At 34.3% G+C, this 22,067-nt stretch carries 18 protein-coding genes; 13 read left to right on the top strand and 5 right to left on the bottom strand.

What is annotated here, in order from left to right:
* Window positions 1-54 precede the first annotated feature (54 nt).
* The 4 genes from sufC to HNQ00_RS09625 all read right to left on the bottom strand — a co-directional run bounded on the left by sufC (window position 55) and on the right by HNQ00_RS09625 (window position 3,226).
* Window positions 55-801 (bottom strand): Fe-S cluster assembly ATPase SufC, encoded by a 747-nt coding sequence (gene sufC, locus HNQ00_RS09640; protein WP_173838125.1) that lies wholly within the window; start codon window positions 799-801, stop codon window positions 55-57.
* A gap of 43 nt (window positions 802-844) precedes the next feature.
* A complete protein-coding gene (locus HNQ00_RS09635; RefSeq protein WP_173838124.1) occupies window positions 845-1,234 on the bottom strand; it encodes a four helix bundle protein in 390 nt (129 codons plus the stop codon).
* A gap of 81 nt (window positions 1,235-1,315) precedes the next feature.
* Entirely contained in the window at window positions 1,316-2,764 is a 1,449-nt protein-coding gene (gene sufB, locus HNQ00_RS09630; RefSeq protein ID WP_173838123.1) for a Fe-S cluster assembly protein SufB, read from the bottom strand.
* 132 nt (window positions 2,765-2,896) lie between these two features.
* Window positions 2,897-3,226, bottom strand: coding sequence for a HesB/IscA family protein (locus HNQ00_RS09625; protein ID WP_173838122.1), 330 nt, complete (start codon window positions 3,224-3,226; stop codon window positions 2,897-2,899).
* 273 nt (window positions 3,227-3,499) lie between these two features.
* On the opposite strand from HNQ00_RS09625, the gene HNQ00_RS09620 reads away from it, so the two are divergent.
* The 10 genes from HNQ00_RS09620 to HNQ00_RS09575 all read left to right on the top strand — a co-directional run bounded on the left by HNQ00_RS09620 (window position 3,500) and on the right by HNQ00_RS09575 (window position 15,257).
* Complete coding sequence (locus tag HNQ00_RS09620) at window positions 3,500-4,459, top strand: YjgN family protein (RefSeq protein WP_173838121.1); 960 nt, start codon at window positions 3,500-3,502, stop codon at window positions 4,457-4,459.
* A 3-nt stretch (window positions 4,460-4,462) separates the two neighbouring features.
* Window positions 4,463-5,530, top strand: coding sequence for a M48 family metallopeptidase (locus tag HNQ00_RS09615; protein WP_173838120.1), 1,068 nt, complete (start codon window positions 4,463-4,465; stop codon window positions 5,528-5,530).
* Between the two features lie 153 nt (window positions 5,531-5,683).
* The gene (locus tag HNQ00_RS09610) at window positions 5,684-6,544 is read left to right on the top strand and encodes an MBL fold metallo-hydrolase (RefSeq protein ID WP_173838119.1); all 861 of its coding nucleotides are present in this window, start codon (window positions 5,684-5,686) and stop codon (window positions 6,542-6,544) included.
* Between the two features lie 73 nt (window positions 6,545-6,617).
* Complete coding sequence (locus tag HNQ00_RS09605) at window positions 6,618-8,243, top strand: S8 family peptidase (RefSeq protein WP_173838118.1); 1,626 nt, start codon at window positions 6,618-6,620, stop codon at window positions 8,241-8,243.
* A 63-nt stretch (window positions 8,244-8,306) separates the two neighbouring features.
* Window positions 8,307-10,178, top strand: coding sequence for a M1 family metallopeptidase (locus HNQ00_RS09600; RefSeq protein ID WP_173838117.1), 1,872 nt, complete (start codon window positions 8,307-8,309; stop codon window positions 10,176-10,178).
* Between the two features lie 28 nt (window positions 10,179-10,206).
* Window positions 10,207-10,608: a hypothetical protein gene (locus HNQ00_RS09595; RefSeq protein ID WP_173838116.1), complete on the top strand. Its 402-nt coding sequence runs from the start codon at window positions 10,207-10,209 to the stop codon at window positions 10,606-10,608.
* 125 nt (window positions 10,609-10,733) lie between these two features.
* Window positions 10,734-11,981, top strand: a complete 1,248-nt coding sequence (locus tag HNQ00_RS09590; protein WP_173838115.1) for an NAD(P)/FAD-dependent oxidoreductase — start codon at window positions 10,734-10,736, stop codon at window positions 11,979-11,981.
* A 203-nt stretch (window positions 11,982-12,184) separates the two neighbouring features.
* Window positions 12,185-13,435 carry a hypothetical protein gene (locus HNQ00_RS09585; protein WP_173838114.1) on the top strand — a complete coding sequence of 417 codons (1,251 nt, stop codon included), beginning with the start codon at window positions 12,185-12,187 and terminating at the stop codon, window positions 13,433-13,435.
* 12 nt (window positions 13,436-13,447) lie between these two features.
* Window positions 13,448-13,816, top strand: a complete 369-nt coding sequence (locus HNQ00_RS09580) for a hypothetical protein (RefSeq protein WP_173838113.1) — start codon at window positions 13,448-13,450, stop codon at window positions 13,814-13,816.
* 844 nt (window positions 13,817-14,660) lie between these two features.
* Window positions 14,661-15,257, top strand: a complete 597-nt coding sequence (locus tag HNQ00_RS09575) for a DUF6705 family protein (protein ID WP_173838112.1) — start codon at window positions 14,661-14,663, stop codon at window positions 15,255-15,257.
* 505 nt (window positions 15,258-15,762) lie between these two features.
* Here the strand turns inward: HNQ00_RS09575 and HNQ00_RS09570 are convergent.
* A complete protein-coding gene (locus HNQ00_RS09570; RefSeq protein ID WP_173838111.1) occupies window positions 15,763-16,713 on the bottom strand; it encodes an L-threonine 3-dehydrogenase in 951 nt (316 codons plus the stop codon).
* Window positions 16,714-16,938: 225 nt separating this feature from the next.
* On the opposite strand from HNQ00_RS09570, the gene HNQ00_RS09565 reads away from it, so the two are divergent.
* The 3 genes from HNQ00_RS09565 to HNQ00_RS09555 all read left to right on the top strand — a co-directional run bounded on the left by HNQ00_RS09565 (window position 16,939) and on the right by HNQ00_RS09555 (window position 21,932).
* Complete coding sequence (locus HNQ00_RS09565; protein WP_173838110.1) at window positions 16,939-17,541, top strand: DUF3450 domain-containing protein; 603 nt, start codon at window positions 16,939-16,941, stop codon at window positions 17,539-17,541.
* Window positions 17,542-17,578: 37 nt separating this feature from the next.
* Entirely contained in the window at window positions 17,579-20,905 is a 3,327-nt protein-coding gene (gene mfd / locus HNQ00_RS09560; protein WP_371739111.1) for a transcription-repair coupling factor, read from the top strand.
* 94 nt (window positions 20,906-20,999) lie between these two features.
* Window positions 21,000-21,932 (top strand): helix-turn-helix domain-containing protein, encoded by a 933-nt coding sequence (locus tag HNQ00_RS09555; protein ID WP_254598481.1) that lies wholly within the window; start codon window positions 21,000-21,002, stop codon window positions 21,930-21,932.
* The last annotated feature ends 135 nt before the right edge of the window (window positions 21,933-22,067 follow it).

Raw genomic sequence — 22,067 nt, 5'->3', positions numbered from 1 at the left:
TTGTCGTTTCAATTTTTAACTTGAAACAAAGAAAACCTGAAACTTGAAACTTTTTTAGTTCTCTGCTTTTATCCAGTCGTATCCTTTTTCTTCTAGCTCGTGTGCTAATTCAGGTCCACCTGATTTTACAATTTTACCATCGTATAATACGTGTACAAAATCTGGAATGATATAATCAAGTAAGCGTTGGTAATGCGTGATTACTAACACTGCATTTTTATCGCTTTTTAGTTTGTTTACACCGTTTGCAACAATACGTAAAGCATCAATATCTAGTCCTGAATCTGTTTCATCAAGGATTGCAATTTTTGGCTCTAGCATTGCCATTTGGAAAATTTCGTTACGTTTTTTCTCTCCACCAGAGAATCCTTCGTTAAGAGAACGAGACAAAAACTTGCGGTCGATTTCTAATAATTCAGATTTTTCACGAATCAATTTCAACATTTCGTTTGCTGGCATCTCGTCTTGTCCTTTTGCCTTACGAGTTTCGTTGATTGCTGTTCTCATGAAGTTAGTAACCGATACTCCAGGGATTTCAACAGGATATTGAAAAGAAAGGAAAACGCCTTTATGTGCTCTTTCTTCAGGAGCTAATTCAGAAAGGTCTTCACCATCTAAGAATATCTCACCATCAGTAACATCATAATTTTCGTTTCCAGCCACAATAGCTGATAAAGTACTTTTTCCTGCACCGTTAGGTCCCATAATCGCGTGAACTTCTCCCGCTTTTATTTCAAGATTAATTCCTTTTAATATTTCTTTGTCGCCTATTGAAGCGTGTAAATTTTTAATGCTTAACATCCTTTTTTAGTTGTTTAAAGTTTAAAGTTTAAAGTTCCTGTGTTTACTGAAACTTGGTTCCTTTAAAATCTTTCTTGTTTAAATATGATATAAAATTATTTATTTTTCCACTTAAATTTTCGAAGTCAGTTTTTAAAATTTCAAACCTAACAACGTCAATATAATTGTAATCTAGTACGCGGTATAATTGCGATCTCGTTTCTCCAGCAGAACCTTTAGCGATAGATAAAAATTGTCTAAATTCTAAATTTCCATTCCTTTCAAAACCCTCGGCTATATTATCCATTACAGAACCAGATGATGCTTTAATTTGATCTCTAAATCTGAAGTCACTTTTCAAATCTGTTTCTACAGTTATCAAGTGAATTTCTTTAGCGAGTCTTCTGGCTTCTTTCCAAATTTCTAAATCTTCAAAACGTGTAATTGTAGCCATTCTTTTTTGTTTAAAGTTTTCTTTGTTTAAAGTTCTTAGTCATCGCTAAACAACTTTAAACCTTAAACTTTAAACTATTTTCTAACCCACTGAACCCTCTAAAGATATTTCCAACAATTTTTGTGCTTCAACAGCAAACTCCATTGGTAATTTATTTAAAACTTCTTTACTAAAACCGTTTACGATAAGAGCAATTGCTTTTTCAGTTGGAATTCCACGTTGGTTGCAATAGAAAACTTGGTCTTCACCAATTTTACTCGTTGTAGCTTCGTGTTCAATCTTAGCTGAAGGGTTTTTGCTTTCGATATAAGGAAAAGTATGTGCACCACAGTTATTACCCATTAACAACGAATCACATTGTGAGAAGTTACGAGCATTTTCTGCATTAGGTGAGACACGTACCAGACCTCTATAGCTATTTTGTGATCTACCTGCCGAGATTCCTTTTGAAATAATAGTCGATTTAGTGTTTTTACCTAAATGGATCATTTTTGTTCCAGTATCTGCTTGTTGGAAATTATTAGTAACAGCGATCGAATAAAATTCACCTACTGAGTTGTCTCCTTTTAAGATAACCGAAGGATATTTCCATGTCACTGCAGATCCTGTCTCTACTTGTGTCCAAGAAATTTTTGCATTGTTTTCACAGATCCCTCTTTTAGTTACAAAGTTAAAAACACCACCTTTTCCTTCTTTGTTACCTGGGTACCAGTTTTGTACTGTCGAATATTTAATTTCGGCATCTTCAAGTGCGATTAATTCCACAACTGCAGCGTGCAATTGGTTTTCATCACGACTTGGTGCAGTACATCCTTCAAGGTAACTTACATAACTTCCTGCATCTGCAACAAGTAACGTTCTTTCAAACTGTCCTGTTCCTGCTTGATTGATACGGAAATAAGTAGATAATTCCATTGGGCAACGTACACCTTTAGGGATATAACAGAAAGAGCCATCAGAGAATACAGCCGAGTTTAATGCTGCATAAAAGTTGTCTTTTTGAGGGACAACAGTTCCTAGGTATTTACGAACTAATTCTGGATGCTCTTTAATAGCTTCAGAAATACTCATGAATATGATTCCTTTTTCTCCTAATGTTTTCTTGAATGTTGTAGCTACCGAAACCGAGTCAACTACGATATCCATGGCTACATTATTCATCATTTTTTGCTCATCAACAGAGATTCCTAACTTTTTATACATTTCTAAAAGCTCAGGATCTACATCGTCTAATGTTTTATTAGGATCCACTGCTTTTGGTGCTGAATAGTAAGATATCGCTTGAAAATCAGGTTTTTCATAGTGAACATTTGCCCATTCTGGTTCAATCATAGTTTCCCATGCACGAAATGCTTCAATACGCCAGTCAGTCATCCATTGTGGCTCGCCTTTTTTGTGTGAAATAGCACGAACTATATCTTCATTTAAACCAATAGGAAACGTTTCCGATTCTAGCTCAGTGTAAAATCCGTATTCGTATTCTTTGTTTTCGAGTTCGATTTTTAAATCGTCTTCAGTGTATTTGCTCATTCTTATTTAAAGATTTAAAGGTATAGCAACTCAAAATTTGATAACTAACCTTTATTATAATTGTCTTGTATTGTTGCAGTCTTGTATAAAAAGCACTCAAATCTTGCGAGATGAGTGCGTTTAATTATTTGACTATAGAGAGAAACTCTCTCCACATCCGCAAGTTCTCGTTGCGTTAGGGTTGTTAAAAACAAATCCTTTTCCGTTCAAACCTCCTGAGAATTCTAATATTGTCCCAGCTAAGTATAAAAAAGATTTTTTCTCTACTGCAATAGTGATGTCGTTATCTATAAATATCTTATCGTCGTCACCTTTTTTATCGTCGAATTTTAAATCATACGACAAGCCAGAGCATCCTCCGCTTTTTACACCAACTCTTACATAGTCTGTTGCAGCATCAAAACCATCGTCTTTCATTAAGTCGATAATTTTCTTCTTGGCAGTGTCAGAAACTTTTATCATGTTTTTGTTGTTTATTAATAATGCATTATAACTTAGAAAAATAAATACAGCTCTTTAAAAATCAGCTAATTAAAGCGTGACCATTTTGCGCTATGTTGATTTTGTCTAAATTAACTGCAAAGATACTATATAAAAACCTTTTTCCATAACGGATAACATTTTTATAACTTATTGTAAAATAGATAGGATTTATCGCAACTCTTTTGACTAAATAACATATTTTTAACGTTTTTTAACTTACAAAAACCTAACTAAAACTAATTTTAACCCACTATGGAAGATTTTTTACCTAAAAAAATGACTTACAACTTAGATTTTAAAGGAAAAGGAGGCGACTTTTTCGGAATTGTTATCGTTAACTGGCTGTTGACAATCATCACTCTTGGTATTTATTACCCTTGGGCGAAAGCCAAAACTTTGCAATTCCTCTTTGGACAGACTACTTTAAACGAAGATGCTTTTGCTTTTCATGGAACAGGAAAAGAAATGTTCAAAGGGTTTATCAAAGCAATACTATTATTTTTTTGCTTTGCAGTTGTGATGGGCGTTTTAATTTACATAAGCATGCCTGTGTTTGGAATATTGTTTTTATATGCTGGATTAATTGCAATAACACCTATAGCGATTCATGGTTCATATCGTTACCGTACATCACGTACTTCATGGCGAGGTATTCGTTTTGGATACCGTGGAAATCGCAAAGAATTAGTTGGATTATTTTTTAAGTGGATCTTTTTTACAATTATAACGCTAGGTATTTACGGCCCATGGATGGTTATTAATCTTCGCACCTATATTCTTAGTAACATCCGTTTTGGAGATGCAAAATTTGATTACGAAGGTGATGGTGGTGATTTTCTAATAATGAATCTTAAAGGATATTTCTTAAGTATATTCACATTAGGAATCTACACATTCTGGTGGCAAAAAGACATCTTTAATTATTATGTCGACAATTTAAGCCTTCACAAAGGGGATAAGCAAATTGGTTTTTCATCTACAGCCACAGGAGGAGATTTTGTTGGTTTGACATTAATAAATCTTATTATAATCATTTGTACACTAGGTTTAGGTTACGCATGGGTGGTTACGAGAACAATTAAATTTATGTTTGATCATATCGAGCTAGAAGGTAATATTGATTTAGATACGTTACATCAAACAGAAGATAATTTTAAAGATGCAACTGGAGAAGATATTAGTGATTTCTTAGACCTTGATTTTATAGTATAATTTATGAATCAGCAAGCCGAAGCTATTTTATATGATGGAAAATCATCTGTTCCTCAAAGTGTCATCCTTTTTTTTAATGAACACAAACACAGTTTTACATTTGAAACTGCAGCAGTTTATAAAAACGAATGGTTTATTACAGATGTGGTTTTTGAAACTCTTGACACAGGTTTGCAAATGCAACACCAAGGTGATGATACTATAGAAATTATAAAAATTGCCGATGCTGCTTTTATCAATAAAATTAAAGTTTTTAGAAAAGAAAACGGTCATGAAAATTGGTATGAGCGTTTAATCAATTTGGGTATTAAATTGCACCTAGTCTTAGCGCTTTTAATCCTTTCGATCATTGGTTTGACGTATGTATATGTCATTCCGTGGTTTGGTGAAAAGTCAGTAGCTATAATTCCTGAAAGTTATGATGACAAATTAGGTAGTAGTTTTGAAGAGCAGAGTTTGCTTTTTTCAGAGGTGGATGAGGTGAAGACAAAATCCCTGAATGCTTTCGCAAAAGAGCTGCAGCTTAACAATACAAAACCACTGAAATTTGTTTATGTTAATGAAGATGTCGTTAACGCATTTGCCTTGCCTAATGGAACTATTGTGGTTTATTCAGGTATTGTGGATAAAATGCAAAATTACGACGAACTTGTCGCATTGTTAGGTCATGAGTCAGCGCATGTTACTGGAAGGCATTCGATGAAAATGTTGTGTCGCAACTTATCAGGATATATCTTTATATCGGCTATTTTAGGAGATGCAAATGGAGTGATGGCAATCATTGGTGACAATGTCAATAGCCTACAGTCCCTTTCGTTTTCTAGAAAATTTGAAGAAGAAGCTGATTTAAAAGGACTCCAAATTGTGACTAAGAATAAAGTGGATCCTAAGGGGATGTCCAATCTTTTTAAAAGGTTACAGTCTAAAGGAACGATGTCAATACCACAATTTTTAAGTTCGCATCCCATAACTGAGGAGCGCATCAAGTATATTAATGCACTCAATTCTGGTGAGAAACATGATATTCAAGAAAATGTAAAACTGAAAAAGTTATTTCATGATATGAAGTAGTAAATGTTTTTATCACAACAATAAAGTCACAATATCTAGTGTAACACGCTAGTTGTTGTGGCTTTTTTTTTGTGGCGTATAAAAGTTAAAATAAACGTCATTCCATAAGAATCTGTTATATTTGATTATTAATGTCTCTAAAAAAAACAAACAATGAAATTATATCCTATCGAAACCGGAAATTTTAAATTAGACGGAGGAGCAATGTTTGGCGTGGTGCCAAAAACGATTTGGAATAGAACAAATCCTGCTGATGCTAATAACTTAATTGATATTGCTGCTCGTTGCTTACTAATCGAAGATGGAAACAGACTAATCTTGATTGACACCGGAATGGGAGACAAGCAATCTGAAAAATTCTTTGGATATTATTCTCTTTGGGGTTCGCATTCTATGGATAAATCATTAGCAAAACATGGCTTTAGTCGTGATGATGTGACCGATGTTTTTATGACACACCTGCATTTTGACCACTGCGGTGGAAGTGCAAAATGGAATAAAGATAAAACGGGATACGAAGTAGCTTTTAAAAATGCTAAATTTTGGTCGAATGAAAGTCACTGGGAATGGGCGACAAAACCTAATCCTAGAGAGAAGGCTTCTTTTTTATCAGAGAATATTTTACCCATGCAAGAGAGCGGACAATTGAATTTTATAAAGAGACCTGATGGTGATTTTCTTGATAAGTCAGAATTAGATTTTGGAATCTTTTTTGTTGATGGTCACACCGAAAAACAAATGATTCCACACATTCAATACAAGGGCAAAACAATCGTTTTTTGTGCTGATTTATTGGCTACAGCCGGACATATTCCTATTCCTTATGTAATGGGATACGATACAAGACCACTGCTAACAATGCCTGAAAAGACAAAATTTTTAGATGCTGCGGCGACTAATAATTATTATTTATTTTTAGAACATGATGCTCATAACGAAATCATAACTGTGCAACACACCGAAAAAGGGGTGCGATTAAAAGATGTTTTCAGTTGTGCAGATATCTTAACTTAGTGTTAATCGTTTCTTTATTGTAACAAAATCAATTATTTTAGACAAATAATTAAACTCAATTAAATTTTTACACATGAATACCATCAAACCTATTTGTATTTCTGCATTTGCAGCCATTGTTTTGGCAGGGTGTGGAGCTCAAAAGCAAACAGTTTCTTTGCCTACTTTACCTATGATTACTGCACCAATGAACGTTAAAAAAACGACTGCATTGACAGAAAATCAACTACAACGCTGGAGTCATCTTGATATAGTAAATGATACTATTCCAGGAATGAGTGTTGATAGAGCTTATGCTGAATTGTTGAAAGATAAAAAAGGAGTTCCTGTAATTGTAGGAATCGTTGACAGTGGAGTAGATATCGAGCACGAGGATTTAAAAAGTGTATTGTGGACTAATACTAAGGAAATCGCTGGAAACGGAATCGATGATGACAAAAACGGCTATGTAGATGATATTCACGGTTGGAATTTTCTAGGAGATATCACTAAGGAAAACTTAGAATACGAGAGAATTATTAAAAATAAAAGTTTAGTTAACGATGCTACTTATCAAGAAGCTAAAAAACTAAATGATGATAAAATTGCCGAAGCTAAAGTAAATAGTGAAAGATTAAGCCAAATGCTTGCTGCAACTACAGCAGCTGACAAAGTAGTAGCGAAGCATTTAGGAAAGGACAGTTATACTGTTGACGAAGTTAAAGCTATCGATTCTACAGATCCTGCTATACTAGAGGCAAAAGGGATGATGATGAGAATGCTTTCTTTTGGACTGCCAGTTCCAGATTTGAAAAAAGCAATTTCAGGAGATCTTGAAGGAATGACTGCTTTACTTAACGGAGACAATTTAAAGCAAGATTACCGTAAAGTTTTAGGAGATAATCCAGAAGATTTCTCTGATAATAAATATGGTAATAACAATGTGATGGGTCCAGACAAAGAAGAAATTCTTCACGGAACTCACGTTGCAGGTATTGTTGCACAATCGAGATACAACAATCTAGGAGGTGACGGTATCGCTAATAATGTACAAATTTTAACTGTTCGCGCCGTTCCTGATGGAGATGAGTACGATAAAGATATTGCGTTAGGTATACGTTACGCTGTAGATAATGGAGCTAAAGTAATTAACGGAAGTTTTGGGAAAAGTTTTTCTCCTCACAAACAATGGGTTTATGATGCGATAAAATATGCTGAGAAAAAAGATGTATTGATTGTTCACGCTGCTGGAAACGACGCAAAAGATATCGATACTTACAATAACTATCCTAACGATTCTGACGATAAGAAAACAGAATTTGCTGATAACATGATTACTATTGGAGCATTAAACTTTGAGTATGGTGATAAAGTAGTTGCTACTTTTTCAAACTATGGTAAAGTAAACGTTGACGTTTTTGCACCTGGAGTAAAAATCTATGCTACAACGCCTAACAATACATACAGATATTTACAAGGAACATCGATGGCTTCACCTAATGTGGCAGGAGTTGCGGCATTAATTCGCTCGTACTACCCTAGTTTATCTGCTTCACAAGTAAAACATATTTTGATGGATTCTGGTGTAGCTATTACAACAAATGTGGTTGTAGGTGGTAATCCTAAAGACATGCGTTCATTTACAACATTGTCACAATCGGGGAAAATAGTAAATGCTTACAATGCACTACTAATGGCAGAGAAAATGTCAAAAAAATAATCCTAAACAAGTATTAATCAAATGGAAGGACGTCACGTTCTTCCATTTTTTATTTTATAAAAGATGAAAAAATATCTACTAATTTCATTTCTTACAGTAAGTGCAGCGTCGCTTTCTGCTCAAAGTTCTAAGTATTGGCAGCAAAATGCCGACTACAAGATGGAAGTAACGATGGATGTAAAAAACTATCAATATAAAGGAACTCAAGAGTTAGTGTATAGCAACAATTCTAGCGATACACTTAAAAAAGTATACTATCACTTGTTCAATAACGCTTTTCAACCGGGGAGTGAGATGGATGCAAGATTGCACAGCATTAAAGATCCTGATGGTAGAATGGTGACTAAAACTAAGATAGACGGTCAAGATGTAAAAGTGAGCCGTATTGAGGGTTTAAAGCCAAACGAAATAGGGTTTTTAAAAATCACTAATTTCAAGCAAGATGGTGCCGCTGCTGCAACAAAAGTAGCAGGTACAATCCTTGAAGTAACACTTGCTAAACCAATTTTACCTAACACAAAGTCAACGTTTACTCTTGATTTTAACGGACAAGTTCCTGTACAGATTCGTCGTTCAGGAAGAAATAACTCTGAAGGGGTAGAATTATCAATGTCTCAATGGTATCCTAAATTAGCTGAGTTTGATTTTGAAGGTTGGCACGCTGATCCTTATATCGCAAGAGAATTTCATGGTGTATGGGGGAATTTTGATGTAACCATCAATATTGATTCGGCCTATACTTTAGGTGGTTCGGGCTATTTACAAAACCAGAACGAAATAGGTCACGGTTATGAAGATGCCGGTGTTACTGTAAAAGCACCTAAACGTAATAAAATGTTGTCATGGCATTTTATCGCCCCTATGGTACATGATTTTACATGGGCAGCTGATAAGGATTATATTCATGATGTTGTTAAAGGACCTAATGGTGTAGACTTGCATTTCCTATATAAAAACTATCCAAAAACGGTAGAAAACTGGAAAAAATTAGAGCCTATGATGGTTGATGTAATGGATTTCTATAATAAAAATGTTGGGGATTATCCATACAAGCAATATTCATTTATTCAAGGTGGTGATGGTGGTATGGAGTATGCTATGTGTACTTTAATGCTAGGTAACGGTACTTTACAAGGAATTTATGGTACAGCAGTACATGAATTAGGACATTCTTGGTTTCAGCATGTATTAGCTTCAAATGAATCTAAACACCCATGGATGGACGAAGGTTTTACTACTTATATACAAGACTTAGCAGTAAATGAATTATCTGATAAAAAAGTAGCAAATCCTTTTGAAGGAAACTATAGAGCGTATTATAGTTTAGTGAATTCTGGTAAGGAGCAAGCACAATCTACACATGGTGATCGTTATGATGAGAATAGACCTTATAGTATTTCATCTTATGTAAAGGGGAGTTTATTTTTATCACAATTGCGTTACGTGATTGGAGATGATAAATTAGCAGCAGCGATAAAAAGATATTACCATGATTTTAAATTCAAGCACCCTACGCCTAACGATATTAAAAGATCGGCTGAGCGTGTTTCTGGAGCAAATCTAGATTGGTATTTAATGGATTGGACTGAAACTACAAATACAATCGATTATGCTATAAAAGCAGTTACTGAAAACGGAAATCAAACAACAGTAAGTTTAGAGAGAATAGGTAGAATGCCAATGCCTATTGATTTATTGGTCGAATATACTGACGGTAGCAAGGAAAGTTTTTATGTTCCGTTGCGCATGATGAATTTCGAGAAAGAAAATCCTAATCCTGCAATTACCAGAACGGTATTAAACGACTGGACTTGGGCTGCTTCTACTTATGATTTTACAATTGCTAAAGCAAAAGGAACAATCAAGAAAATCACCATCGACCCAAGCGGATTAATGGCTGATGTGAAGCAAGAGAACAATGTTTATAACAAATAATAAAGCCAACTACTGATATCTCTTTGCCATGAATATAACGTATAACGAACAGGATAAAACAATCAATGTTAAGGACGGACTTAAAAGTCATTTGTTTTTAATGAAGTTTTTAATGGTTATTACCTTAATCAATGCAGTTGTAAATGTCTATGATTTAAACACCATGAACTTCACATTTGTAACAGCACTTTGGCTAGTACTAGGGGTAGGAGCCGCTTTATTTTTATATCATTTCACTGTTAGAAGGTCAGGTCTCGAAAAAATCCCTGGCTACCAGATTCAAGGTATTGGAGAGCGCACTTTTTCAGGAAGAAAAAAATATTTTATCATTCTCGAAAAAGGAAAAACACGAGATCTACTAGAAGTAAAAACAGAAGCAGATCGAAAAAAAGTAGCGCTGTTGTTTAAAAAGAACGGCATCAAAGTTTAAAAATTAAGGGTTACAGAAACAGTGTTTTTGTAACCCTTTTTTATTTGTTCAAGGATAATGGTTAGGCTATTGTATTCAAGTCAAGGAAAAGCTAAATTTGTATTAATCGAAATAAAAAACAAAATATGAAACCTACAATAACAATCATAGGAGCGGGGATTTCTGGATTATCTGCTGCCATACATTTGCAACGTCATGGTTTTGCTGTAAAAATAATTGAAGCTAGTGATCGTGCTGGTGGTCGCATAAAGACAGATGCTGTTAATGGTTTTTTATTAGATAGAGGGTTTCAGGTATTGCTAACATCTTATCCAGAAGCTAAGGCATTATTGAATTATGATAGTTTAAATCTTAAACGTTTTTTACCGGGAGCGACAGTGCTTTATGAAGGCGGTAAATTTGAAATCGCGGATCCTTTTAGACGTCCTTCGGCATTACTAGCGACCGCTTTTGCTCCTGTGGGTTCTCTAAAAGACAAAGCCAATACTTTTTTTTTAAAGCAAAAATTACTCAATAAATCCATCGATACTATATTTGAACAAGAGCAACAATCAAGTTACGATCAGTTAAGAGCGTATGGGTTCAGTCAAAAAATGATTAATAGATTTTTTAGACCATTTTTTTCAGGGATTTTTCTCGAAAACAACTTGACAACGCCTAACAGGATGTTTGATTTTGTAATGAAAATGTTCTCAGATGGCGATGCTGCAGTTCCCGCATTAGGAATGGAAGAAATTCCAAAACAGCTAGCAAGTCAATTGCCTGCAGCTTGTTTTACGTTTAACACTAAAGTAGCAGATATAAAAGGAAATACTATTTATACAAGCTCAGGTGCTGAAATACAATCAGACATCATTATTATTGCTACCGAAGCTACTGAGTTGATTTCAAAATTTAAAAGTAGTGTAGAAACCAAATGCCATTCGGTTACCAATGTTTATTTTGAAACAACAGTAGCGCCTACCAACAAAGCGGTTGTTATTTTGAACGCTTCAGTAAAAGAAAAAATCGTTAACAACATAACGGTAATGTCTAATGTGAGTTCGCATTACGCTCCTGCTGGAAAAGTGCTTATTTCGGTTTCCTGCAATGGAATTGTTGATCTTACTGATGAAGAACTAGCGCAAAAAATTAAAACCGAGTTACAACCTTGGTTTGGAACTCAAGTTGCAAATTGGTCACATTTGAAAACGTATAGGGTGAACTATGCCTTACCTAATTTAGCGGTTTTAAAAGACGATCTAACAGCGACCGATATGAAAATCAGTGACATTTTATACTGCTGTGGAGATCATTTAATGAATGGCTCTATTAACGCTGCTATGAAGTCAGGACGTTTGGTGGCTGATTTGATTGTGAAGGAGCAGGAATAAGCCTGGTTTTTTATTTTTATGTAATATCACTAAAAGTGGATATTGTAAGTTGTAAAAAGTTACTATAATTTTACTAAATTAAAACTAACCAAAAAAACAAAAAAACAAACCAACGAACAAATGAAATAGGGCGGAAAATCGTAATTTTTTTTATGGGCGTTGTTATTTATTGCATGCATTCTTGTAGCACGGATGAATCAATTTTGCAAAATGAATCAAACATTAAAACAGTTTCTAAGGAAAGGGCAGTTGAGTTTTTACAACAAAACCCATTAAATTTAAGTGGTTCTAAAACTGCCAAAACAACTACCTTGTTTGATTATGAATCGATAACGCTAGAAACATTGACTAATAGTGATCAATCATTAACAGTAATTCCTTTAGCTCAAAACTCAAAAGATGTATCCAGAAAAATACTTTTAGTTCAAATAGGCAATGAAATAAAAAGTATCATTTTTACCATGGTTGCAACATCAAGCACAAATAGCGAACATTTTTCTGGCAAAATAATAATTACTAATCTTAACGGTGTATTCATCAATGGTTTCTCTGTAAAAGATGGTATGCTTTTCGCAAAATTAAAAAACAGAGCCCCAACAAATACAACTAGTAGAACAATAACAATTGATGGGATGGAATTTGAAGAATTAGATGAAGTCGTAATTACAAACAATTACCAAAATGGGCCAGGAAAATTAAATTTTCTAACTTTATTCAATACACACCTTGAAGGTGTAGGAGGGCCATATGATGGTATAAACTGGGAATTTGAAAATAATGGAGGTGGAGGTGGTAGCAGTGCCTCTGAACCAGAGCCTTTAGACGAGGTAATAATAACAAATTCATTTAAAAACAATCCCTGTTTAAAAGGGGTATATGATAAACTAGGAGGCGCATCTACATTTCAAAACTATTTAAAAAAGTTTGATGGGGATTTTTCTGTGGCTAATTTAAAACTTGCAGCAAGTACAAATTTGCCAAATACTATCAATGCACAAACAAGTCCGCCATCGAACTATCTGATTACTATAAATTTTAATGAAAATAATTTAAACAGACCTAGTTTAGATATAGCAAGAACTTTTATCCACGAAATGATTCATGCAGAAATGTTTAGAATTCTTTTATCTTTATCTTCAACTAATGGTGAAATTGATGTAATTAAGTTAAATACTATGCTAACAGAACATAATTATCCTGGCTTGTATGATTATTATAGGAGATATGGTGTAAACAACATGCAACATGAACAAATGGCTGCACATTACAGGGGTGTAATTGTTGATTTAGTAAAAGAATACGATAATACTCTTACTAATGAACAATATCAGGCAATTGCTTGGGTTGGTTTGAAGGGAACTGTTGCATGGACACAAATGAGCAGTCTTGAAAGAAAGAATATAACTGATTTATATAATGCTTGGTATTTAAGTGCAAAACAAAACTGTCAATAAAATATTTCGGTCATGAAAAGATTAACAGCAATATTTTTAACCCTCTTATTTGGGCAAATTTTTTCCCAAAATAAACCAACGGATACCGTCGTATTTGAATTCAATTATAAATCTGATGCCGTAATCTATAGGACGCATCACGAAAAAAAAGAAATATCTGGGTTTAATATACTGATTGGAAAGAAAAAAATCTATTTTAGTACAGCGGTTAACGCTAATTTCAAATTAAAAAATAAAATTTTGAAAAACATTAAAAACAGAATTCAATTGGAGCAAATAATCATGAATGATAATCCTGAAAAACACTACATTTTTATAATATTATTTAAAGAAGAATATTATAATACTGACTATTTATTCAGAACAATAGAATGCCACTAATTGTTTTGTTATTTGACATTTTTTAGAAAACTTACTAGGCTCGTTTGTAACACAACCCAATCGCTCGGATATGTAGTCTTTTATGTAAGATAGCGCTGATTTTCAACCCAATCGCTAGGATAGACAACAAAGTCTCTTATGCGAGATAGCGTGGATCTGTAATCCGTGCCCTCAACAATCTTCCCCAATCGCTCGGATATGTAAGAAAGTGTCATCTGTGCGAAAGCGCGGATTTGCAATCCATATGCCCGCAATAATCTTCTCCAAGGATATTTTAATGAAAATTGGTATTAAAGAAAGCAAATTAATACAAAAAGAAATAAAACAAAAGCTATAAGATTATTTTACTTGTAGCTTTTGTTTTATTTTTAAATTAAAAATATCCGCAAAATATAAAGCCAAAACAACAGATCAGGCTTATTGTATAACAATTAAATTATTATTTTAGTGCTGCCAGAAATTATGCAGCCTTAGAAAATGATTTACACGCTGTAGTGTTGGATTTGTTTTAGATTGTTGATGAGCTTTGAAGGCACGGAATGCAATTCCACGCTATCGTTTGTGTGACATATCTGCGCTATTGGGACGCAGATTAATAATGAGTGGACTAGTCAAAAATACAGTAAATTTAAAGATGAGGATGCCCGAATTAAGGCAATTCATTTAGACCAATCGACCAAATATTCTAAGAGCAATGGAAACTTAGAGAAAAGTTTTCTGGAACAATTCAAAGATTTTGGATTAGTACTTTTTAAAGCTGATGCAACCTCGGACGATTTTGATAAACTTACCTTAAATAATTCAACTGTAACCCCAACTCCTTGTAACTAATAAATAAATTATCATGAAATCATACATTTATTACACCGCATTTTTTCTTTTCTTAACCGCTTGTAAAGCCCAATCTCCTATATATGATATTTCAGATCTGCGAGACGGACCCAAAAACTCTTATTACAAAGATATAAATAACGTACTTGATGGCTACGACGGGACCTACCTTTATAAAAACGGTTCTACATCTTTAAAATTTATATTAAAGAAAAAATTGAAATCTTATCTTTATTACTATGAAGACCTTGTAGTTGGTGAGTTTCAATTCATCAGAGATGGTGTAGAAAAAGGCAATACATTAGCAAATATCAACGTTAATTATGCTGATGGATCTGTTAACCATAGAATAAGAGGAAATACGATTATTATAGGCACGCAACTTGGCTGTCCAGATTGTTCCCCAACAGAAAAACGATTAAGGCTTGGTTTTGTAGATAATAAATCGCCACACATCGCCAGTATAGACATTCGAAAAACAACTGTAAATGGCGTTGCTGCTATAAGAGTTGTGATTTTTTGGGATGGATTTACCATCCGTAAACAAGGAGATCCTGCACCACCACCTGCTAGTATAAATACGGGTGAGTATTTAATGATTAAGCAGTAGTTGACAGACTCATCACTGTGGACCTGTACTAATTTATAAGTTTATTCTTGATTTACAAAAATGCCGCAAAACCTAAATTTTGCGGCATTTTATATTTTAAATACTTTTACTCAAATTTTCCAACATGTCTTTAGTCATTGATTCGAGATCAAATGGATACTTTATACTGCTGCGGCGATCATTTAATGAATGGTTCTATTAATGCTGCCATGAAATCAGGTCGACTAGTAGCCTCGATAATAGCTAAGGAAAACAATAAGTAGTAGAGTTGATAATACGGATAAGCATAAAAAAACAGAAGATACTTGTATTAAGAATCTTCTGTTTTTTTTATTTATTAGAAATACTAAATGTTCTATAATAGCCCCGGTAGCAGCGGTATCGCCCAATTTAGAAAAACAAGGCTTTTTTAAGCCGTAGTTTTTATTATTGGGAATATAGCGAATGACGGGACCAGACATCTTGTAAAATTTAAGAATAGCTGCTACTAAAAATAGCCTGTAAACTACTCCTTGTTAGCGCTCAAATTTTTCAGCATATCTACTGTCATTGATTCAAGATCAAATTTGTGTTTCCATCCCCAGTCGGCTCTGGCGTTGCTATCGTCTATGCTTGCAGGCCAGCTGTCAGCAATTTTTTGACGAAAGTCAGGTTCATAAGTAATCTCAAACTCAGGAATGTGTTTTTTGATCTCGGCAGCAATCTCTGTTGGTGTAAAACTCATTGCAGCCAAGTTGTATGACGAATGAATCTTAATTTGATCAACTGGTGCTTGCATGATTTTTATAGTGGCTGCAATTGCATCATCCATATACATCATAGGCATTTTTGTCTCTGAAGAAAGGAAACATTCATAGGATTGATCAGCAAGTGCTTTGTGGTAAATATCAACAGCGTAATCAGTTGTTCCACCACCAGGAGGCGACGACCAACTAATTAAACCTGGATAACGAATGCTTCTCACATCTACCCCAAAAATATTATGGTAGTATTCACACCATCTTTCTCCCGCTTGTTTACTAATTCCGTAAACTGTAGAAGGTTCCATGATCGTGTATTGTTGGGTATTTTCTTTAGGAGTTGTAGGTCCAAAAACGGCAATACTAGAAGGCCAGAATATCTTCTTTATTTTTCCGGCTTTCGCCAAATTTAAAACGTGGAATAGCGAATTCATATTTAGATCCCATGCAAAAGCAGGATTTTTTTCAGCCGTGGCCGAAAGTAGAGCAGCCATTAAATACACATCTGTGATTTGGTGCACTTCAACTAAATGTTCGATTTGATTAAAGTCTAAAGCGTTGATTACTTCAAAGGGACCCGAGTTTACAACATCAATATTCAGTTTTCTGATGTCTGATGCAATGACATTATCGGTTCCGTGGATTTCTCTTAGAGAGCGGGTTAACTCGGTACCTATTTGACCGCATGCCCCTATAATTAATATTTTTGTACTCATAGTCAATAGAATTTAAAAAGCAAAGGTAACGTTTTCGTAAATAATTTAGAAGCCACCCTAAAGGATTGTGGATACTTACAGCAAACTCTCAAAACTAGTATTCTATTAGTACGATTTTGGCAGTTATGATAATGATAGTTTACTAAATACAATTAAATCCTAAATGAGATTTTCAAATCTTTATTTATAAATTACTTTGTAACTTTGTACTTCAAAGTAATCTCTATGAAATTAAAATTATTATATACTTTTCTAGCCATCGTTTTACTAGCATCTTGTAAGGACGACAGTGAAAAAAGACGTCTTGAAAATGAAAAACAGCAGAAAAAAAACGAACTCGTATTTGAAAAAGTTAGTAAGGCTTGGGATTTCTATGACGAACCAATAAATGAAACATCAGAGAATTTAGCTTCTGACTGGTCTGAATTTCGCAGCTTGTTGAATGAACTGCGCTTAAAGCCTAAAAAGACAATAGGAGCTTTTCAACAAAAAGCGACAGCTATTTCAAAAAAGGCGGCGGCAATGAATGATAATATTCCAGAAAAATTCAACTTACCACAAGTTAAAAGCCGCATTGCTACAATGACTACAAAAGTGAGATTACTGGATTTATACATTCACTTAGATGCTATTCCTGTGGATAAACTGACTAAAATAATTGCTGAAATTAATAATGAGTTGGCTTCCCTGCAACGACAATTGGATAAAATTGAAGTAACAAGCAACATTCCAGTTGAAGAAGGCGAGGCAGAGCTCAAGAAAATGATGGATGGCTCTCGCGCCATTCCTAACGAACCCATAGATCCTAATTTACCTAGAGTTGAGTAAGAAAATTTTAAATACTATCTACGATAAATCGCCTAAGCTGCAGCAAATTGCAGCACAGTTAAATGAAACTGAGGGCGTAAAAATACAGCTTAGCGGATTGCTAGGTTCGGCTACTTCTTTTGTATTAAATGCACTGTTTACTAAAACTGAGAATCCGTTTTTAATAGTGCTTAACAATAAGGAAGAAGCTGCGTATTACTTGAATGATTTAGAACAATTAGTAGGGGATAAAGATGTACTCTTTTATCCTGGGTCGTATCGCAGACCCTACCAAATTGAGGAAACCGATAACGCTAACGTTTTATTGCGTGCTGAGGTACTCAATCGCATCAATTCACGCAAAAAACCTGCGGTAATTGTTACCTATCCTGAGGCGCTATTTGAAAAAGTAGTCACTAGAAAGGATTTAGAGAAAAACACTTTGAAAGTGAGTGCGGGTGATAAAATTTCTATTGATTTTATTAACGAAGTTTTATTCGAATATGAATTTAAAAGAGTTGATTTTATCACTGAGCCAGGAGAATTTTCTGTTAGAGGAGGAATTGTAGATGTTTTCTCTTTTTCGAATGATAATCCGTATCGAATAGAATTTTTTGGTAACGAAGTAGAGAGTATCCGTAGCTTTGATGTGGCGACGCAGCTTTCAATCGATCCCATGAAAAAGATTACTATTATTCCAAATGTGGAAAATAAGATCTTTCAAGAAAATCGCGAAAGTTTTCTAGATTATATTTCGAATAAAACGGTAATTTTTATTCAAAACACAGAAGATTTATTCGGACAATTAGACAAACATTTTGCAAGAGCAGAAGAAGCTTTTGAGAAATTATCTAAAGATATTAAACACGCCACACCGGAGCAATTGTTTTTGAATCAAGCGTCATTTATAAAACGAGCTGTAGCTTTTTCTATTGTAGAATTTGGTTCTAAAGCGATTTTTAAAACTACAAAAACTTTTGAGTTTTATATAAAACCACAGCCTTCTTTCAATAAGCAATTTGAATTGTTATTGAGCAATTTGAGCGAAAATCACTTTAACGGATACAAGAATTTTTTGTTTTGTTCAAATGATGCGCAGGTAAAAAGGTTTCAAGTAATTTTTGACAATCTTGATGAAGCAAATTCCGAGAATATTAGTAAACAGTACAGCAGTATTGTTCTGCCAATTTATCAAGGTTTTATAGATGAAGAAAACCAAATTGCGTGTTATACTGATCACCAAATTTTTGAACGATACCACAAGTTCAATATTAAAAACGGCTATTCTAAAAAGCAAAATATTACGCTTAAAGAGTTGACGACACTTTCAGTAGGAGATTATGTAACGCATATTGATCACGGAATTGGACGTTTTGGTGGTTTACAAAAAATAGATGTTGAAGGTAAAACACAAGAGGCGATAAAATTAGTTTACGCCGATAATGATATTGTGTATGTGAGTATTCACTCGCTTCATAAAATTTCAAAATATACGGGTAAAGACGGTACGCCACCTAAAATATATAAAGTAGGGTCAAGTGCTTGGAAAACGCTTAAGCAAAAAACCAAAGCTCGAGTTAAGAATGTTGCCTTTAATTTAATCCAGCTTTATGCTAAAAGAAGGTTAGATAAAGGGTTTCAATTTGCTCCAGATAGTTACTTGCAAAATGAATTAGAGAGTTCGTTTATTTATGAAGACACGCCAGATCAAACTAAGTCTACCGCTGAGGTAAAAGCAGATATGGAGAGCGATCGCCCTATGGATCGCTTAGTTTGTGGCGATGTAGGTTTTGGTAAAACAGAGGTGGCTATTCGTGCTGCATTTAAAGCAGTCGACAATAGTAAACAGGTAGCGGTGCTCGTACCCACAACTATTCTTGCTTACCAGCATTATCGCACTTTTACCGAGCGTTTAAAAGACATGCCAGTTTCTATTGGGTATTTAAATCGTTTTAGAACCGCCAAGCAAAAAGCTGAAACCCTAAAATTGTTAGCCGAAGGTAAACTAGATATTGTAATAGGAACGCATCAATTAGTGAATAAAAATGTCGTTTTTAAAGATTTAGGTTTATTGATTGTTGATGAGGAGCAAAAATTTGGTGTAAACGTAAAAGACAAGCTGAAAACAATAGCTGCAAATGTGGATACACTAACGCTAACGGCAACACCTATACCTAGAACGTTACAATTCTCGTTAATGGCTGCGCGCGATTTATCTGTGATTACTACTCCTCCGCCTAATCGTTATCCTATTGAAACTAACGTAGTAGGTTTTAGCGAGGAGATGATTAGAGATGCTATTTCTTATGAAATCCAGCGTAACGGACAGGTCTTTTTCATCAATAATCGAATCGAAAACATCAAGGAAGTAGCCGGGATGATTCAGCGTTTAGTACCGCATGCCAGAGTAGGTATTGGTCACGGTCAAATGGATGGTAAGAAATTAGAAGAATTGATGTTGGCTTTCATGAACGGAGAATTCGATGTTCTGGTAGCGACAACAATTATTGAAAGCGGCTTAGATGTTCCTAACGCAAATACCATATTTATCAACAATGCAAATAATTTTGGATTGTCTGATTTGCACCAAATGCGTGGTCGTGTAGGACGTAGTAATAAAAAAGCGTTTTGTTATTTTATTTGTCCGCCCTATTCTGCCATGACTGATGATGCCAGAAAACGTATTCAGGCGCTAGAGCAATTTAGTGAATTGGGTAGTGGTTTTAACATCGCTATGAAGGATCTTGAGATACGTGGTGCTGGAGATTTACTTGGTGGAGAGCAATCTGGTTTTATAAATGAGATTGGTTTTGATACCTATCAAAAAATTATGAACGAGGCCATTGAGGAATTAAAAGAAAACGAATTTAAAGACTTGTATCCTGTTGAGAACGATATCGAAACTAAGGAATATGTAAAAGACTTGCAGATAGATACTGATTTTGAATTGTTATTCTCTGATGAGTACATCAATAACATTAGTGAGCGTCTTAATTTATACAATGAATTAGGAACCATTAAAAATGAAGCAGATTTAGAGATTTTCCAGAAAAAACTAATAGACCGTTTTGGTCCTATGCCACCACGTGCTATTGCCTTAATGAATAGCATACGTATTAAATGGTTAGCTGCCGCTATTGGAATTGAGAAATTAGTGATGAAAAAAGGGAAGATGGTTTGCTACTTTGTATCAGATCAACAGTCATCGTACTATCAATCGAATCGTTTTAAAGCAGTACTTGTGTTTGTTCAAAAACACACTGATATATGTAAAATGAAAGAGAAACAAACGCCAAATGGTTTGCGTTTATTGATCACTTTTGAAAATGCAAAAACTACTAGATTAGCATTAGAATTAATGAAAAAACTAGCTGGAGAACAGTAAACAAGCAATTCATATCATAATATGTAAAAGCTTCTAATCATTATGGTTAGAAGCTTTTTTATTATTATATTTGAAATTAACAAATTGCTATTTTATGAGGTTGAACTTTACTGATAAATTTTATAATGCTATAACTTCCGAAGCTAAAGTGGAAGCTAACTCTTTATTACCAGGTGGACTAAAGAAAGAATTGGGTCATTTTAATGTTTTCAATATTAGCGAACTCTTTGAAAATTTTGAAGAAAAACCAGAGATTCCTTATGCGAGTCGGGTATACTATAAAATCATTTTAATCCAAGGGAAAAGCAGTGTTCAATATGGAGATAAAGTCATTCAGATTGAAGAAAATGCTTTGTTATTTGCAGCTCCAGAAACAGCTTGTTACTATGTTTCCCAAGATACAAATAAGCAAGCAGGACAGTTTTGCGTTTTTACCACTGATTTTTTCATGAAAGAAAAGAGTCGATTCGACTTAGATAAGACACAAATCTTTCAAGTTAATGAAAAGCTTGTTTTCGAAATAAAAGATGAAGAAGCGAATCAAATCCAACAGATATTTAAGAAAATACAGTCTGAAATACACTCAAGCTATACCTTTAAATACGATTTAATACGTAATTATGTAAGTGAGTTAATTCACTATGGACAAAAGCTGCAACCAGCGGCTACTCTGTATTGCAATTATAATTCGGCGGCGAGAGTTACTTCACTTTTTTTAGAATTATTAGAAAGACAATATCCCATTGATTCTATGCGCCAACGCTTAGAATTAAAGACAGCCAAAGATTTTGCTGATCGATTATCGATTCATGTAAATCATTTAAATAAAGTGCTAAAAGAAAACACGGGTAAAACAACTACCGAAATTATTAGCAGTCGCCTGATTATCGAGGCTAAGCTACTACTTAAAGAAAGTGATTGGAATGTCTCTGAAATAGCATACGCATTGGGCTTTGACGAGCTTTCACACTTTTCGCATTTTTTCAAAAAACAAACTTCTGTAACTGCTTTAGCTTTTCGAAAATAAAAAGCTGGATTGATTTATACAATTTATTCCCTATCACATACTACAAATTGTTTTTTGTTCTCTTAATTCACGACTAACTATAACCTTTTACTGCTTTTTAGACGGCTAGAACCGTTCTTTGTTTTGAGCAGAATA

It is taken from the genome of Flavobacterium aeripolare (assembly GCF_013294025.1).
Classification (GTDB): domain Bacteria; phylum Bacteroidota; class Bacteroidia; order Flavobacteriales; family Flavobacteriaceae; genus Flavobacterium.
Note: the sequence above shows the minus strand (reverse complement) of the source record. Positions and strands in the feature narration are given on the sequence as shown.

What these genes read in the sequence shown, in the direction of transcription:
- HNQ00_RS09605 (WP_173838118.1), top strand. Translation starts at nt 6,618, where the DNA reads ATGAATACCATCAAACCTATTTGTATTTCTGCATTTGCAGCCATTGTT.
- HNQ00_RS09615 (WP_173838120.1), top strand. Translation starts at nt 4,463, where the DNA reads ATGAATCAGCAAGCCGAAGCTATTTTATATGATGGAAAATCATCTGTT.
- HNQ00_RS09600 (WP_173838117.1), top strand. Translation starts at nt 8,307, where the DNA reads ATGAAAAAATATCTACTAATTTCATTTCTTACAGTAAGTGCAGCGTCG.
- HNQ00_RS09620 (WP_173838121.1), top strand. Translation starts at nt 3,500, where the DNA reads ATGGAAGATTTTTTACCTAAAAAAATGACTTACAACTTAGATTTTAAA.
- HNQ00_RS09555 (WP_254598481.1), top strand. Translation starts at nt 21,000, where the DNA reads ATGAGGTTGAACTTTACTGATAAATTTTATAATGCTATAACTTCCGAA.
- HNQ00_RS09570 (WP_173838111.1), bottom strand. Translation starts at nt 16,713, where the DNA reads ATGAGTACAAAAATATTAATTATAGGGGCATGCGGTCAAATAGGTACC.
- HNQ00_RS09575 (WP_173838112.1), top strand. Translation starts at nt 14,661, where the DNA reads ATGAAATCATACATTTATTACACCGCATTTTTTCTTTTCTTAACCGCT.
- HNQ00_RS09580 (WP_173838113.1), top strand. Translation starts at nt 13,448, where the DNA reads ATGAAAAGATTAACAGCAATATTTTTAACCCTCTTATTTGGGCAAATT.
- HNQ00_RS09565 (WP_173838110.1), top strand. Translation starts at nt 16,939, where the DNA reads ATGAAATTAAAATTATTATATACTTTTCTAGCCATCGTTTTACTAGCA.
- HNQ00_RS09595 (WP_173838116.1), top strand. Translation starts at nt 10,207, where the DNA reads ATGAATATAACGTATAACGAACAGGATAAAACAATCAATGTTAAGGAC.
- HNQ00_RS09625 (WP_173838122.1), bottom strand. Translation starts at nt 3,226, where the DNA reads ATGATAAAAGTTTCTGACACTGCCAAGAAGAAAATTATCGACTTAATG.
- sufC (WP_173838125.1), bottom strand. Translation starts at nt 801, where the DNA reads ATGTTAAGCATTAAAAATTTACACGCTTCAATAGGCGACAAAGAAATA.
- HNQ00_RS09610 (WP_173838119.1), top strand. Translation starts at nt 5,684, where the DNA reads ATGAAATTATATCCTATCGAAACCGGAAATTTTAAATTAGACGGAGGA.
- HNQ00_RS09590 (WP_173838115.1), top strand. Translation starts at nt 10,734, where the DNA reads ATGAAACCTACAATAACAATCATAGGAGCGGGGATTTCTGGATTATCT.
- sufB (WP_173838123.1), bottom strand. Translation starts at nt 2,764, where the DNA reads ATGAGCAAATACACTGAAGACGATTTAAAAATCGAACTCGAAAACAAA.
- HNQ00_RS09635 (WP_173838124.1), bottom strand. Translation starts at nt 1,234, where the DNA reads ATGGCTACAATTACACGTTTTGAAGATTTAGAAATTTGGAAAGAAGCC.